This is a genomic window from Pseudoalteromonas sp. BMB, from assembly GCF_001709235.1.
GTDB classification, from domain to species: Bacteria; Pseudomonadota; Gammaproteobacteria; order Enterobacterales; family Alteromonadaceae; genus Pseudoalteromonas; species Pseudoalteromonas maricaloris.
Genome location: NZ_MBQA01000182.1, coordinates 50115 through 66447 on the forward strand (window position 1 = coordinate 50115; position 16333 = coordinate 66447).

Below are 16333 nucleotides of genomic sequence, written 5' to 3' on the forward strand. Positions count from 1 at the left end.
CAAAGTTTAACCATTTCACTTCTGGTTAATTCTAGGTAGAATACGCATCCTTTCTAAATTTGCTCGGTTGTTTTAAGTAGGATCCCGTAAATGATTTATCATGAACATTTTGATGTCATCGTTGTTGGTGGTGGACACGCAGGCACTGAAGCTGCACTTGCAGCTGCACGTATGGGTATGAATACCTTATTGTTAACACACAATATGGATACCTTAGGCCAAATGTCGTGTAACCCAGCTATTGGTGGGATTGGTAAAGGTCATTTGGTTAAAGAGATCGATGCGCTTGGTGGTGCAATGGCCAAAGCAATCGACAAAGGTGGGATCCAATTTCGAACGCTTAATTCATCGAAAGGCCCTGCGGTACGAGCGACTCGTGCTCAGGCAGATCGCGCATTGTATAAAGCTGCGATCCAAGACATTTTGCAACATCAAGAAAACTTAAAGATCTTCCAACAATCTTGTGATGATCTGATTGTTGAAGGCGATCAGGTCAAAGGTGTCGTAACTCAAATGGGTTTACGCTTTAGCGCTTCTTCAGTAGTGCTAACGGTTGGTACTTTCTTGGGTGGCCAGATCCATATTGGTTTAGAAAACTTCAAAGGCGGCCGTGCTGGCGATCCTCCTTCTATCGCTTTGGCTGAACGTTTACGTGAAATGCCTTTTAGAGTTGATCGTCTAAAAACAGGTACCCCACCACGTATCGATGCAAGAACAGTTGATTTTTCAGTGATGCAAGAGCAACCAGGCGATACCCCTACTCCGGTTTTCTCGTTTATGGGCAAAGTATCTGATCATCCAAAACAGATCCCTTGTTATATCACCTATACCAATGAAAAAACCCACGATGTGATCCGCAATAACTTACATCGTTCGCCGATGTATGCTGGCGTGATTGAGGGGATTGGTCCGCGTTACTGCCCTTCAATCGAAGATAAGATTGTGCGTTTTGCTGATAAAGAAAAACATCAGATCTTCGTAGAACCTGAAGGCTTAACGTCATACGAGCTGTATCCAAATGGTATCTCCACCAGCTTACCATTTGATATCCAACTGGAGATCGTGCGTTCTATTAAAGGCTTTGAGAATGCGCATATTTGTCGTCCTGGTTATGCAATTGAGTACGACTTCTTCGATCCTCGTGACCTAAAGCAATCATTAGAAACTAAGTTTATCAATGGCTTATTCTTCGCTGGTCAAATAAATGGTACAACCGGTTATGAAGAAGCTGGTGCCCAAGGGCTGATTGCGGGTATGAACGCAGCGCTTCAAGTTCAAGGCCGTGAAGCATGGACACCGCGCCGTGATGAAGCTTATGCCGGTGTGTTGATTGACGACTTAGCAACGCTTGGTACAAAAGAACCTTATCGTATGTTTACCTCTCGTGCTGAATACCGTTTGTTACTGCGTGAGGACAATGCGGATTTACGTCTAACGGAAAAAGGTCGCGAATTAGGTTTAGTTGACGATGAACGCTGGGCTGCATACAACGACAAGCTTGAAGTTATGGAACAAGAAGCACAGCGTCTACGCAATACTTGGATCCATAAAGATCACCCTGCACTTGAAGCGGTAAATGGATTATTGAAAAAACCACTGGTACGCGAAGCCAGTCTTGAAGATCTGATCCGCCGCCCAGAGGTTAATTATCACGACCTGATGGCAATCGAAGGATTAGGCTCTGAGTTTGATAATATTCCAGCCCTTGAACAGGTTGAGATCCAAACTAAGTACGCCGGTTACATTGCGCGCCAACAAGATGAGATTAATAAACAGCTTCGTCATGAAGAGACATTACTGCCTGCTGAGTTTGATTATGCTCAGGTAAGCGGCTTGTCAAATGAGGTTGTGGCAAAGCTAAGTGATGCTCGTCCACAAACGATTGGCCAAGCTTCACGTATTTCTGGTATCACCCCTGCTGCTATTTCGCTATTATTAGTGTATCTGAAAAAGCAAGGGCTATTACGTAAGTCGGCGTAATAGCAGTGGAACACTGTGTTATTAGAACAATTGAATGAATTACTCCCTGATACCTCAATCGAGCTCAGCGAACAACAAAAGCAGCAGTTGGTCGAATATGTCCAGCTGCTGGATAAATGGAACAAAGCCTACAACCTCACTTCCGTTCGTGACCCAAAAGAAATGATGGTAAAACACATCATGGATTCTTTGGTTGTTGCGCCACACCTAACGGGCAGTAACTATATTGATGTTGGCACCGGACCGGGTTTACCGGGTATGGTTTTAGCGATAGCTAGACCGGACATCAATTTTGTTCTTCTTGATAGCCTTGGTAAAAGAGTTCGATTTTTAATGCAGGTAAAACATGGGCTTGGCATCGAGAATGTTACCCCTGTGCAGTCTCGAGTTGAAGAATATCAGCCAAGTGTTAAATTAGACGGTGTACTCAGCCGTGCTTTTGCATCACTACAAGATATGATCCAGTGGTGTTCACATTTAATCGATAACCAAGGTGTATTCTTAGCACTAAAGGGTCAATACCCTGCGGATGAGCTAGAACAATTACCAAACGGCGTGAGTTTATCGCAAGATATTAGTTTAGTGGTGCCCAAGCTTGAAGGTGAGCGCCATTTAATCATTCTTTCTAAAGATTAATTGTCGAGGACAATGTGGCAAGAGTCATTGCAATAGCAAACCAAAAAGGTGGTGTTGGTAAAACAACCACTGCGGTGAATTTAGCCGCGTCCATGGCGGCGACTAAACGTAAAGTTCTGTTGATCGATCTCGATCCCCAAGGTAATGCAACCATGGGCAGTGGTGTTGATAAATACGCCGATGTCGCAACGGTTTATGATCTGTTGATCGAAGAAGCGCCAATGGATCAAGTGATCACCACAGAAACCAGTGGTGAGTATCATTTGATCGCAGCCAATGGGGATGTAACCGCGGCAGAAGTCAAACTGATGGAGTTGTTTGCGCGCGAAGTGAGACTACGCAACGCCCTTGAGACGATAAAAGATAAATATGAGTATATATTTATCGACTGTCCACCTTCATTAAATATGCTAACGGTAAATGCCATGGCTGCCGCCGATGCGGTTTTAGTTCCGATGCAGTGTGAATATTATGCACTGGAGGGATTAACAGCTTTAATGGACACCATTACCCAACTCGGTAAGTTGGTGAATCCAGGATTGCAAATTGAAGGCATTTTGCGCACTATGTACGACCCGCGTAATCGTCTAGCTAACGACGTATCTGAACAGTTAAAACAACACTTTGGCGATAAAGTGTACCGGACTGTGATCCCTCGTAATGTGCGATTAGCGGAGGCGCCAAGTTTTGGAGCGCCTGCGATGTATTATGATAGAGCATCAAGCGGTGCGAAAGCTTATCTAGCGCTAGCGGGTGAAATGCTAAGACGCAAAGAAAAGCAAGCAGCTGCGGTTGCCTAAGAGGATAAAAAGAACATGTCGGTTAAAAAACGTGGTTTAGGCCGAGGGTTGGATGCCCTACTCAGCTCAGCTAAACCTAATCCAAGTGCTGCGGCACCAGTGCCTAATCAACAAGAAGCGGTTGCGACAGTCAGTGAAGCACCTGCCGAATCGGCGGTTGAACTAGAGTTACAACGATTACCTATTGAGTGGCTAAAGCCGGGTAAATATCAGCCGCGTAAAGATATGTCTGAACAGGCACTTGAGGAACTGGCGAGTTCGATCCGTTCACAGGGGATTTTACAGCCTATTGTGGTGCGTAAAGTTACCACGCAAAGCTTTGAAATTATTGCCGGTGAGAGACGTTGGCGTGCGGCACAACTGGCAAAGCAAGATACCGTTCCTTGTTTAATCAAAGATGTGCCGGATGAAGCGGCTGTTGCAATTGCGCTTATTGAAAACATTCAGCGTGAAGACCTCAATGCAATGGAAGAAGCAATTGCTCTAGATAGATTGCTCAATGAATTTGAACTCACGCATCAGCAAGTTGCCGATGCGGTTGGCAAATCGCGTACGACGGTCACCAATTTACTTCGTCTCAACAATCTCAACGATGATGTAAAAATCTTGTTGGAACATGGCGACATAGAAATGGGCCATGCTCGTTGTTTACTTGCCCTAACTGACGAAGCGCAATCTGAAGCGGCAAGAACTGCTGTTGCTAAGGGATTAACCGTAAGAGAAACCGAAAAACTGGTTCGTACCATTTTAGAGCCTGTTGAGAAAAAAGAAGCGAAGCAAAAAGATCCTGATGTGAAGCTGCTTGAACAGCAATTACAGGAAAACTTAGGCGCGAAAGTTGAGATCAACTACAACCAAAAAGGCAAAGGTAAACTGGTTATTTCCTATGCTAGTTTGGATGAGCTTGATGGTATTTTGGGGCGTATTAACCCTGAAATGAATGAAGCTGACTAACGGTAAACTTAACCAATTGACTAATCCGTGAATGCGGTGCTTTATTTTGCGCCGCTATTTCCTCACCAATATGCTGCGAAATAGCGAGAATACGAAGAACTTTGATGGAAAAATAGCCACTCTTGTACAGGCTTTAATTTAAGCCTTCCTCCCTAACAAATTTTGACCTATTTGGCGTCCAAAAAACGTCACATTTCGCCTCGTCAAGTTGCAAATTAAGCAGAAACAAGTATAATTTCGCCAGTTTTCATACCCTGATAAAATTTAACGTCATTAAGGTTAATATAAAGTGACTCATTCGTTAGCCCGCCCATACAGGCGAGCCGCATTACAAGGTGTTTTGATTCAGGGTATCGTAGCATTAGTCGCTGCAGTAATCGTTTTTATAGGTTGGGGAGTACAAGCCGGAGTTTCAGCATTAGCTGGCGGCGCTGTGTTGGTACTCCCTAATTTTGTATTTGCTGCTTACGCCTTTCGATTTATGGGTGCAAGCAAAGCAAATCAAGTATATTCCTCGATAAAACGAGGAAATGGATTAAAATTTTTGCTAACTGTTGTGCTCTTTGCACTGATTTTTAAGCATTTTTCAGTAATGATGCTGCCTTTCTTTGGCGCGTATATGCTCGTGATGCTGACACAATGGTTGGTCCTGATTTTTTTTAATCATTAACTTTTGGGATAAAACATGGCTGCAGAAGAAGTTACTCTATCAAGCCATATTCAGCACCACTTGACCAATGCCAAGATGTGCTCGACCGATGCCGGTCTTGCCTTCAACAAAGCATGTGCGGATAGTGGTTTCTGGACATGGCATGTAGATACCCTCGCATGGTCAATCGGTTTAGGTCTGATATTTTTATGGATCTTCCGAAGTGCCGCTAAAAAATCCACTATAGGTGTTCCTGGTAAATTCCAGTGCTTTATCGAGATGGTTGTTGAGTTCGTTGGTGCCAACGTACGTGACACTTATCATGGTAATAGCAAGTTAGTTGCACCTTTAGCCCTAACGGTCTTCGTTTGGGTATTCCTAATGAACTTGATGGATTTGATTCCAGTTGACTTCCTACCTGCATTCGCTGGCTTTGTTGGTGAACAAGCATTTGGTATGGATTCACACGATGTGTACATGAAGATTGTACCTACAACAGACTTAAACATGACAGCAGCACTGGCGCTAGGCGTGTTTATTCTGATGATCGGTTATTCAATTAAAATCAAAGGTATCGGTGGCTTTATTGCAGAATTAACATTGCACCCATTTAGCTCTAAAAACAAACTAATGATGGCAGTGTTGATCCCGTTTAACTTACTACTTGAAACAATCGCATTGGTTGCTAAGCCGTTCTCGCTAGCACTACGTTTGTTCGGTAACTTATACGCAGGTGAGATGATCTTCATCCTTATCGGTGCAATTGGTTTGATGCAGTTACCACTGCACTTCGTGTGGGCAGTATTCCACATTATGGTAATCGTACTTCAGGCATTTGTATTTATGATGCTGACTATCGTTTACCTCAGCATGGCTAGTACAAAAAGTCACTAATCTGCTGAATAATAAAGATTTTTACAACTTAAATTTAAACTTAAACTTTAATTTACTATTAAAACTTTGGAGATAAAAATGGAAATCGCAGTTGCTATTAAACTTATCGCTGTTGCACTACTAATCGGTTTTGGTGCTATCGGTACTGCACTAGGCTTCGGTAACATGGGTGGTAAGTTCCTAGAAGCATGTGCTCGTCAACCTGAGCTTGCGCCTTCACTACAAGTTAAAATGTTCATCCTAGCTGGTCTTATCGATGCCGTTGCAATGATCGGTGTAGGTATCGCTATGTACATGTTGTTCGCTCTTTAATATTGCAAAATACCTGAAACGAACAACTGTCAAGTAAGGAGGAGCGGTCGTGAACTTAAACGCCACTCTAATAGGTGAATTAATCGCATTTGTGGTCTTCGTATGGTTCTGTATGAAGTTCGTATGGCCACCACTAAATGGTGCGATTGAAGCTCGCCAGAAGAAAATTGAAGATGGTTTAGCGGCATCTGATGAAGCTGAGAAAGAACTTGAGCGCGTACGTGCACAAGGTGCTGAACAGCTGAAAGAAGCGAAAGCACAAGCGGCTGAAATCATTGAACAAGCTAAGAAGCGTGCTGCGCTGATTGTTGACGAAGAGACTACTCGTGGTCAGCAAGAGCGTGAAAAAATCATTGCTCAGGGACACTCTGAAATTGAGTCTGAGCGCAACCGTGTGAAAGAAGAGCTGCGTTCACAAGTCGCTGCACTTTCTATCGCAGGCGCTGAGAAGATTTTAGAGCGTGAAATCAATCAAGCCACACACAGTGACATCGTTGAAAAACTTGTCGCTGAGCTTTAAGTAGGAGGGTATGAGCATGTCTGAATTGACTACTATCGCTCGCCCATACGCTAAAGCGGCTTTTGAACTTGCCGTTGAAAAAGGCACAGTTGAAGCTTGGAATGAAATGCTGTTCTTCGCTGGTCAAGTTACCAGCGACGAGCAGGTTCAGGCGCTACTTGGTAGCATTGCTACTGAATCACAGCAGTCTGAAATCATTATCAAGTTATGTGCTGAGCAACTCAACGAACAAGGTCAAAATCTTATCAAGCTGATGGCCGAAAATGAGCGTTTAGCCGCCATTCCAGCTGTTGCAGAATTGTTTGCTGAATTAAAAGCAGACTATGACAAAGAAATCGAAGTAGATGTGGTTTCAGCAACAGTGCTTGCAGATGATACGCAAGCAAAATTGGTCGCGGCACTTGAGAAACGTTTCGCACGCAAAGTTAAGCTGAATTGTAGCATCGACGAAGCCATTGTAAGTGGCCTAGTGATTAAAGCCGATGACACCGTAATCGACGGTTCTGTTCGTGGCAAGTTAGATCGTCTTGCGACGTCGCTACAATCGTAATTGGGAAAAAGAGCATGCAACTTAATTCCACAGAAATTTCTGCACTGATCAAGCAACGCATTGAGCAGTTTGAAGTTGTAAGTGAAGCGCGTAACGAAGGTACTATCGTATCTGTTACCGACGGTATCATCCGCATCCACGGTCTTGCTGACTGTATGCAGGGTGAGATGATCGAGCTTCCTGGCAACCGTTATGCTATCGCACTAAACCTTGAGCGTGACTCAGTAGGTGCTGTAGTAATGGGTCCATACGCTGACCTTAAAGAAGGCGTAAAAGTTAAATCAACTGGTCGTATCCTTGAAGTACCAGTAGGCCGTGGTCTACTAGGTCGTGTTGTTAACACGCTAGGTGAGCCAATCGACGGTAAAGGCGCTGTTGATAACGATGGTTTTGAACCAGTTGAAAAAATCGCACCTGGCGTAATCGAGCGTCAATCAGTAGATGAGCCAGTACAAACTGGTTATAAGTCTATCGATGCGATGATCCCAGTTGGTCGTGGTCAGCGTGAGCTTGTGATCGGTGACCGTCAGACTGGTAAAACAGCACTAGCAATCGATGCTATCATCAACCAAAAAGACACAGGCGTTAAGTGTGTGTACGTAGCGGTTGGTCAAAAAGCGTCAACAATTGCTAACGTAGTACGTAAACTAGAAGAGCACGGTGCACTTGCAAACACTATAGTAGTAGTTGCTTCTGCATCAGAATCTGCAGCGCTACAATTCCTAGCGCCGTTCTCTGGTTGTACTATGGGTGAATACTTCCGTGACCGCGGTGAAGATGCACTAATCGTATATGATGATTTGTCTAAGCAAGCTGTTGCTTACCGTCAAATCTCACTACTACTTAAGCGTCCACCAGGCCGTGAAGCATACCCAGGTGACGTTTTCTATCTTCACTCACGTCTTCTAGAGCGTGCGTCTCGTGTAAACGCTGACTACGTTGAGAAGTTCACTAATGGTGAAGTGAAAGGTAAAACAGGTTCATTGACGGCATTGCCAATCATTGAAACTCAAGGTGGTGACGTTTCTGCATTCGTACCTACCAACGTTATCTCAATCACTGACGGTCAGATCTTCTTAGAAACTGACTTGTTCAACGCAGGTATCCGTCCAGCTGTTAACGCTGGTATCTCGGTATCTCGTGTAGGTGGTGCAGCTCAAACTAAGATTGTTAAGAAACTAGGTGGTGGTATCCGTCTAGCGCTAGCTCAGTACCGTGAACTAGCGGCGTTCTCTCAGTTCGCTTCTGACCTTGATGATGCAACACGTGCACAGCTTGAACACGGTGAGCGTGTAACAGAGCTAATGAAGCAGAAACAGTACGCACCGATGTCTGTTGCTGATATGTCATTATCGCTATTTGCAGTAGAGAAAGGCTTCCTAAAAGATATCGAAATCAACAAGATCCTTGATTTCGAAGCAAGCCTAATCGCATTTGCTAAGAGCGAGTACGCAGAGCTAATGGCTCAAATCAATGAAACTGGTAACTACAACGCCGAGATCGAAGCGCAGCTTAAAGAGCTTCTTGAGAAGTTCAAGTCTACGCAAACTTGGTAATGTGTTATTAAGGTGAGTAGGTAACTACTCACCGAGATTCGGAGAGAGAGTCATGGCCAGCGGAAAAGAGATAAAAAGCAAGATCGGGAGTATCAAGAATACTCAAAAGATCACCAGCGCAATGGAGATGGTTGCCGCTTCTAAAATGAAGAAGGCACAAGAACGCGTAGCGTCTAGTCGTCCATACGCTGAAAACTTACGCAAAGTGATCGGTCGTGTTGCTCAGGCTAATCTTGATTTCCATCACCCGTTCCTTGAAGAACGTGATGTGAAACGAGTTGGTTATATCGTTATCTCTACAGACCGTGGTCTTTGTGGTGGCTTAAACTCAAACGAGTTTAAGCGTGTAGCGAAAGACGTGAAAGCGTGGAAAGAAAAAGGTGTTGAGGCGTCGTTCGCAACACTAGGTAGCAAAGCTGCTGGTTTCTTTAGACGTTTTGGTGGTTCGCTTGAAGCCAAAAAGGCAGGGCTGGGAGATGCACCTTCAATTCAGGACGTAATTGGTCCTGTAAAAGTAATGCTAGATGCATACGAAGAAGGCAAAATTGACCGCTTATTCGTTGTGTACAACAAGTTTGTCAATACAATGAAACAAGAGCCTGTTATCGATCAGTTATTACCTTTGCCAAAAGCTGAAGAAGAAGTATCAGCTCACGCTTGGGATTACTTATATGAGCCAAGCCCAGAGGCGATTTTAGAGACACTAATTGTGCGCTTTATTGAGTCTCAGGTTTACCAAGGCGTAGTTGAGAATGCTGCCTCTGAGCAAGCTGCCCGTATGGTTGCGATGAAAGCCGCAACTGATAACGCAGGTGGCCTGATTGATGAGCTACAGCTGGTATACAACAAGGCACGTCAAGCCGCAATCACACAAGAAATCAGTGAGATTGTGAGCGGTTCGGCTGCCGTGTAACGCTTCGGCAAAGTTTAATAAGAGGAATAGACATGAGTTTAGGTAAGGTCGTCCAAATTATCGGCGCCGTTGTGGACATCGAGTTTCCACAAGACAACGTGCCAGCCGTATATGACGCACTAAAAGTTACAGAAGGCGACTTAGCTGGTTTGACACTAGAAGTGCAACAGCAGCTAGGTGGCGGTGTGGTACGTGGTATCGCACTAGGTAGTACAGACGGTCTACGTCGTGGTACTCCAGTACAAGGTACAGCTGAGCCAATCAAGGTTCCAGTTGGTACAGCAACACTAGGTCGTATCATGAACGTTCTTGGTGACGCGATTGACGAAGCGGGTCCTATCGGTGAAGAAGAGCGTTGGTCTATTCACCGTGCAGCACCATCATACGAAGATCAAAGCAACTCTGTTGAGCTTCTAGAGACTGGTATCAAGGTTATCGACCTTGTATGTCCATTCGCTAAAGGTGGTAAAGTTGGTCTATTCGGTGGTGCGGGTGTAGGTAAAACCGTAAACATGATGGAACTTATCCGTAACATCGCAATCGAGCACAGCGGTTACTCAGTATTCGCAGGTGTTGGTGAGCGTACTCGTGAGGGTAATGACTTCTACCATGAGATGAACGACTCAAACGTACTAGACAAAGTATCTCTAGTATATGGTCAGATGAACGAGCCACCGGGTAACCGTTTACGTGTTGCACTAACTGGTCTAACAATGGCTGAGAAGTTCCGTGACGAAGGTCGTGACGTACTATTCTTCGTAGATAACATCTACCGTTATACACTAGCAGGTACTGAAGTATCAGCACTTCTAGGTCGTATGCCTTCAGCAGTAGGTTACCAGCCTACACTAGCTGAAGAAATGGGTGTTCTACAGGAGCGTATCGCATCAACTAAGACAGGTTCAATCACTTCAATCCAAGCGGTATACGTACCTGCGGATGACTTGACTGACCCATCTCCAGCAACAACGTTTGCTCACTTAGATGCCACAGTAGTACTTTCTCGTGATATCGCGTCTCTAGGTATCTACCCTGCGGTAGACCCTCTAGATTCAACTTCACGTCAGCTTGACCCACAAGTTATCGGTCAAGAGCACTACGACACAGCACGTGGCGTTCAGACAGTTCTTCAGCGTTATAAAGAGCTGAAAGACATCATCGCAATTCTAGGTATGGACGAGCTATCTGACGAAGATAAGCAAGTTGTATCTCGTGCACGTAAGATCCAGCGTTTCCTATCTCAGCCGTTCTTCGTTGCTGAGGTATTTACAGGTGCTCCTGGTAAATACGTATCTCTTAAAGACACAATCTCTGGCTTTAAGGGCATCCTAAACGGTGATTACGATGATATGCCTGAGCAGGCATTCTACATGGTTGGCTCAATCGACGAAGCGATCGATAAAGCTAAAAACATGTAATTAGGAGGTTGTTATGGCAATGACAGTACACCTTGATGTAGTAAGTGCAGAGCAGAGCTTGTTCTCTGGCGCTGTGACTACTATCCAAGTGACAGGTAGTGAAGGTGAGCTTGGTATTCATCCAGGTCACGCGCCACTACTGACTGGCCTAAAACCTGGTATGGTACGTTTGGTTAAAGCAGATAGCTCAGAAGAAGTTATCTACGTTGCAGGCGGTACGCTTGAAGTTCAACCACAAACAGTAACTGTTCTAGCGGACGTTGCTATTCGTGCGGAAGAGCTTGACGAGCAGGCTGCTGAAGAAGCTAAACGTGAAGCGCAAGCGCAAATGGCTTCTGGTACTACTGGTGAGTTGGATTACCAACAAGCTGCAGTACAACTAGAAGAAGCCCTTGCTCAACTACGCGTTATTCGCCAGCTGCGCAAATAAGCAACCACCTATCTGGTTATCAAAAACCCACGCATTGCGTGGGTTTTTTTATGCACTGTGTATACCACCCAATCAATTTGAAAGTATCAAGCCGACCGACCCAAACGAAGTTCAAGATTTCTCACCGAGGTTGCCTCCTTGGGTTTATTCCAATTCACTTAATTAAGCGAATTGGTATCACTTAGTACATTTAACCTTTCCTACTCTTAGGAGAGCTACAAAATGGCCACCAACTTATTGTGACAGTGTTAATTCTTTATGTTGAAGTTCTTTTTTAGGAATGCTGACGTATCAAATATGCAGGCTTAAGCTGTTTGTCACGATTCATTACTTTTTGTATTTGTTGTTATAACTATATGTTTATTAAGCTAATAATTACTTGGTCACACGTTGTGGCGTGAGGTAACAACACTTCACTTCTCGTATCCGCTTTCTACTCTCTAAACTCAACCAAACAAACACAGAGAAAAGTGAAATCAACGGGGATCAAGTTATGAAAATTTTTACGCATCAAGTCGGTGTGTTGTTGCTACTCCTTGTGTCTCAGCACAGCTTGGCGCAGCGTATCGTGACTACCGCTCCGGTTGTCGAAAATAGCCGAGGGATCACGAGTAAGTTGGTTGCAGAGGTTGTTGATTCAGATGCCATCGTACTATCTAGTTACAGCAGCGCGCACGTTCTTAGGATTAAAAAGATTGGAGAGCGAGTAAATGCTGGCGATGTGATTGCACAATTGGATACTCAATTTCTATCGTTGTCGGAGCAAAAAAAGCGCTTTGAGATTCACCAAGCTGAGGCTCAGGTACAGCATCTTAATGTTGAGTTAAAGCGACTCGAAACCTTATCAAAAACTAAAAGTGTTAATCAATCGGAGTTAGATCAGCTTACTTATGAGCTTGCGAGCGCCAAAAATAAGGTATCTGAGCTTGAAATCAGTCTGACAGAAATCCAAAGACATATTTCGCTTAGCACAATTCGTGCTTCTGAAAGTGGCTTTGTTGCAGAAACCTTCGTACGTAAAGGCGAATTTGTCCAAGAAGGGGATGCGATTGCAAGAGTCAATAATTTTGCTGCGATTGAGCTATCTAGTCAGCTTCCCATTGAACTACTTGATTATATTGATGAGCATGCTGAACTGAGCATCGAAAGTGAGCTACAGGTACCGAAGCGTATAGGCACAGCCAAAGTCGCGAGAGTAGTACCTGAAGTAAGTGTAGGGACTGGCGCTGTAAAGCTATTTGTTGAACCGGAACCTGGATTGAAAGATAAGCTAGTATTAGGCTCTAACCTGTCCATACAACTCACAATCACGATACCAAATAGTCTGCTTATCCCTGGTGATGCGCTGATCCCAAGAGGAAAGGATAGTTTTGTTTACAAGTTAAAAGCTGATAGTTCAGTAGAAAAAGCCAATGTAAAGGTGCTTGCTGGCATTAATGGTGATTATGTCGTGAGCGGTGCATTATCTGCCGGGGAGGTTGTTGTCACTCGAGGTGGGCTAGGTTTGAAATCCGGTGATGTAGTAAAAGTGGATGAAAGGGTAGCTCAATTATGAATAGCAGAATACTGAAAAACCCTCACTACGTGGTGAGTTTTTTTCTCATCATAATCATCTTGGGTATTGCCGCTATACCCAAACTCCCTGTTCAATTACTTCCAGATATTGGTGAAGACCGAATTGTTGTAGGAAACTTCTGGCCGGGCGCATCGCCCATGGAAATGGAGCGTCAGATTGTTGAACCAGTAGAGGAGCTGCTAAGTAAAGTGCCCGGAGTGTTGCGTTATGAAACCGATACTGGGACTGGGTTTGCTTGGGTAAATATGACCTTTCAGCCTGGCACCGATATGCAGGAGGCTTATATTGAAGTTATCGATAAGATGAATCAATTTAATACGCGGCCAAAAACAGCACTAGAACCAATCATTCAAAACAAGTCAAAAGATAATAAAGGCAGCATTGCCGGCCTAGTACTTTTCCCAAATAGTGCAGGGATTCCGGCTGATCGAGCAAGATACACAGAAGTATTTGAGAAATATGTCAGACCTAGAATCCTAGCGATTCCGGGCATTAGCAGCCTCTCGCCTTTAGCGTCAACTGAACAGCGCATAGATATTATTTTTGACCCTGAAAAGTTGACTAAATACACGTTGACGATAGATCAAATGCTAAATATTTTGCGCAATTCTCTAGATCAAAGTGTCGGTATCGTTGAACAAGGTACACGCAACTTTGCGGTACGTTTTGAGGGTCGTCGTGATATCTCAGATCTCAATGGGTTAGTTATCGCTAAGAATGAACAAAAGGTGGTTACACTCGGTGATGTTGCCTACATCGAAAATGCCTTTGTTACTGATTCATCGCCAGTTTACTGGAAGCGACAGCAAGCTTTTTATGTTAGCGTTAATGCTGCAACTGGCTCAAATGCTTTGGCATCTTTGGCACAGCTAAGAAAAGTGATGACTGAACTCAATACTACAGTACTGCCTGAGCTAGGTGTACAAATGGAATTGACCAAGGATGACTCTAAAACCATCAATAGTGCAGTAAGTATGGTGCAAAATAACCTGATCCTTGGGGTTGTATTATCTACTTTAATTCTATTTTTATTTGTTAGAAAGCTCCCTGTTATCGCGGTGATATTCATCAGTTTACCAATTTCCATTTTGGCCACATTTTTGGCTATGCAGGTTTTGGGTAGAACATTTAATGTGATATCGCTTGCCGGTATTGCTCTGTCGACGGGCATGATTTTGGATGCTGCAATCGTCGTGGTTGAAACTGCAGTGCGATATCGAGAGCAGGGGGAGCGTGTTGTAGATGCGATACGTAAAACGATGGCTGAGGTATCGGGAGCGCTGGTAAATTCAGTGGTATCTAGCATCATCGTATTTGCTCCAATACTTTTGATGCAAAGTGCAGAGGGCAAGTTATTCCACGATTTGGCCATCACTATTTCATCGGCTCTAGGCGCTTCTTTGTTTGTTGCTTTACTGCTGTTACCACTGCTTTTACGCTATATTTTGCCTAGTATCAAAGCACTTGATACGACAGGAGATTTTGTCGATAGAATTTCTGCACGCCTTGCACGTATGGTAGTAAGTTCACGAAACCGAAGTGCGATGCTCCTGTTATTAGTGGTAGTACCAATCGCCGGACTGATATTACTCGCGCCTAAGTTGAACATTCTACCGCAAGTGGAAGGAACGCGCGTTAACGTGTCTGTTAATGTCAATCAAAGTATGAATCATGAAGCGTTAACCAGTGAGTTGTTGATGCCCATAAATCAATTGATTGAAGCGGAGCAGGAACAGCAACAAGGTCCGCTGATTGATAAATTTTTGTCATTTGTTTCGGGAAGTTCGTCGGTCCAGTTAGTGCTATACCCCAAAGAACCTGAGCAGGCTGAGCAATTAAAATCTTGGGCAAAAAATACACTGGAAGCGGCTTTTCCACATGCGAATGTGTATGCCAACTTTAACTCTTTACTTGGTTTTGGTTTGTCTACCAATCGTCGGGTTACTATCGACTTTACCGGTACGTCGCTGGATGATTTGCAATTAATTGGGCGAGAAGTGTATGAGCATCTAAATACCAATATGGGTTATGCCAACCCGTGGAGCAACACACCGCTTTATAATGATGACCCACAAATTATCTTTACTCCAAAAGACAATCAGCTGCTTGAGTTGGGAGAGTCCCAGTATAATTTGTCACAGAAGTTACGTGCTCTGACCGACGGTGTCTATATTGGGGAATATTCTAATGGCACAAAAAACTTACCAATCTATATCAAAGGGGAAGATTGGGATGCCATCAATAATGTAATGGATACACCGTTGTATTTCCCACTTGAAAACAAAGTCACCCTGTTAAGGACCTTAGTTGATTATGAGTTGGATGTCGGGCCAAGTTCTTTATATCGTCTAAATGGCTTTCGTACATTATCAATTAATGTAACGCCACCGCCTAGCGTTCCCTTATCTACTTTTATTGACGATCTCAAAGTTCAAGTGACCCCTATTATTGAGCAGCATATGCCACAGTCTGTTTCGGTGTCCTATCGTGGTAGCGCGAGTAAATTAAATGAGCTTATTTCGGATATGCTGCAGCAGTTTAGCTTTGCAATGCTAATTCTATTTTTACTTGTATCCGGGTGGTTTAAGTCTTTCCGCAATGGTTTGGCTATTATGCTATCGTTACCTATTGCACTGATTGGCGGGATGTTAGCACTCAATACCGTTAATCTTTTTACCTATCAACCCTTAGATGTCATCTCAATGATGGGGTTCATCATTCTAATAGGACTCGTTATTAATAATGCTATTCTGTTTGTAGGTCATTTTAATGAACTTGATAGTTTGCGCTATACCATAGGCGATAAAATTCAGTTAGCGATTAAATCACGAGCGCGGCCTATATATATGAGTACACTGACGAGTATTTTTGGAATGTTGCCTCTGGCCATTATTCCTGGCGTGGGTTCGGAGATTTATCGTGGCTTGGCCATTGTGATCGTTGGTGGTATGACATTCAGTGCTATATTTTCTCTTTCTGTTATGGCTGCCTTGTTAAGTTTACCCGTTTTCGCTAAACACAAAGAGCGAGAAGCCCACTTCCCGCACGCTGAAACGGTTTCATAATATTTATTTAACCTGAGGTTTGGATAAGGAATGAGCTAACTCATTGTTTTTAATAATATATTAAATTATCCCCTTATCTA

Annotated in this window: 15 protein-coding genes; all 15 read left to right on the forward strand. The window is 43.9% G+C overall.

Annotated elements, in window-relative coordinates; all coding sequences use genetic code 11:
* Positions 1 to 90 precede the first annotated feature (90 nt).
* The 15 genes from mnmG to BB427_RS16505 all read left to right on the forward strand — a co-directional run bounded on the left by mnmG (position 91) and on the right by BB427_RS16505 (position 16253).
* Complete coding sequence (gene mnmG, locus BB427_RS16435; protein ID WP_010604147.1) at positions 91 to 1980, forward strand: tRNA uridine-5-carboxymethylaminomethyl(34) synthesis enzyme MnmG; 1890 nt, start codon at positions 91 to 93, stop codon at positions 1978 to 1980.
* Positions 1981 to 1995: 15 nt separating this feature from the next.
* The gene (gene rsmG, locus BB427_RS16440; RefSeq protein ID WP_069021951.1) at positions 1996 to 2616 is read left to right on the forward strand and encodes a 16S rRNA (guanine(527)-N(7))-methyltransferase RsmG; all 621 of its coding nucleotides are present in this window, start codon (positions 1996 to 1998) and stop codon (positions 2614 to 2616) included.
* A gap of 14 nt (positions 2617 to 2630) precedes the next feature.
* The gene (locus tag BB427_RS16445; protein ID WP_010376876.1) at positions 2631 to 3416 is read left to right on the forward strand and encodes a ParA family protein; all 786 of its coding nucleotides are present in this window, start codon (positions 2631 to 2633) and stop codon (positions 3414 to 3416) included.
* Positions 3417 to 3431: 15 nt separating this feature from the next.
* Positions 3432 to 4370 carry a ParB/RepB/Spo0J family partition protein gene (locus BB427_RS16450; protein ID WP_069021953.1) on the forward strand — a complete coding sequence of 313 codons (939 nt, stop codon included), beginning with the start codon at positions 3432 to 3434 and terminating at the stop codon, positions 4368 to 4370.
* Between the two features lie 289 nt (positions 4371 to 4659).
* A complete protein-coding gene (locus BB427_RS16455; RefSeq protein ID WP_010604145.1) occupies positions 4660 to 5040 on the forward strand; it encodes an ATP synthase subunit I in 381 nt (126 codons plus the stop codon).
* A 15-nt stretch (positions 5041 to 5055) separates the two neighbouring features.
* On the forward strand, positions 5056 to 5913 hold the full coding sequence (gene atpB / locus BB427_RS16460; RefSeq protein ID WP_069021955.1) for a F0F1 ATP synthase subunit A: 858 nt from the start codon (positions 5056 to 5058) through the stop codon (positions 5911 to 5913).
* A gap of 78 nt (positions 5914 to 5991) precedes the next feature.
* Positions 5992 to 6225, forward strand: coding sequence for a F0F1 ATP synthase subunit C (gene atpE, locus BB427_RS16465; RefSeq protein WP_010376881.1), 234 nt, complete (start codon positions 5992 to 5994; stop codon positions 6223 to 6225).
* Positions 6226 to 6274: 49 nt separating this feature from the next.
* On the forward strand, positions 6275 to 6745 hold the full coding sequence (gene atpF, locus BB427_RS16470) for a F0F1 ATP synthase subunit B (protein WP_010376882.1): 471 nt from the start codon (positions 6275 to 6277) through the stop codon (positions 6743 to 6745).
* A 16-nt stretch (positions 6746 to 6761) separates the two neighbouring features.
* The gene (gene atpH / locus BB427_RS16475) at positions 6762 to 7295 is read left to right on the forward strand and encodes a F0F1 ATP synthase subunit delta (RefSeq protein WP_069021957.1); all 534 of its coding nucleotides are present in this window, start codon (positions 6762 to 6764) and stop codon (positions 7293 to 7295) included.
* Between the two features lie 14 nt (positions 7296 to 7309).
* Entirely contained in the window at positions 7310 to 8851 is a 1542-nt protein-coding gene (atpA, locus tag BB427_RS16480) for a F0F1 ATP synthase subunit alpha (RefSeq protein ID WP_010376884.1), read from the forward strand.
* A 52-nt stretch (positions 8852 to 8903) separates the two neighbouring features.
* Positions 8904 to 9764: a F0F1 ATP synthase subunit gamma gene (gene atpG, locus BB427_RS16485; RefSeq protein ID WP_010604140.1), complete on the forward strand. Its 861-nt coding sequence runs from the start codon at positions 8904 to 8906 to the stop codon at positions 9762 to 9764.
* A gap of 32 nt (positions 9765 to 9796) precedes the next feature.
* Complete coding sequence (gene atpD, locus BB427_RS16490; RefSeq protein ID WP_017218546.1) at positions 9797 to 11182, forward strand: F0F1 ATP synthase subunit beta; 1386 nt, start codon at positions 9797 to 9799, stop codon at positions 11180 to 11182.
* A 13-nt stretch (positions 11183 to 11195) separates the two neighbouring features.
* Positions 11196 to 11612, forward strand: coding sequence for a F0F1 ATP synthase subunit epsilon (locus BB427_RS16495; protein WP_010376888.1), 417 nt, complete (start codon positions 11196 to 11198; stop codon positions 11610 to 11612).
* A gap of 493 nt (positions 11613 to 12105) precedes the next feature.
* Positions 12106 to 13167 (forward strand): efflux RND transporter periplasmic adaptor subunit, encoded by a 1062-nt coding sequence (locus tag BB427_RS16500; protein WP_069021959.1) that lies wholly within the window; start codon positions 12106 to 12108, stop codon positions 13165 to 13167.
* Entirely contained in the window at positions 13164 to 16253 is a 3090-nt protein-coding gene (locus BB427_RS16505) for an efflux RND transporter permease subunit (protein WP_069021961.1), read from the forward strand. Before BB427_RS16500 ends, BB427_RS16505 begins: the two co-directional genes overlap by 4 nt.
* Positions 16254 to 16333 lie beyond the last annotated feature (80 nt).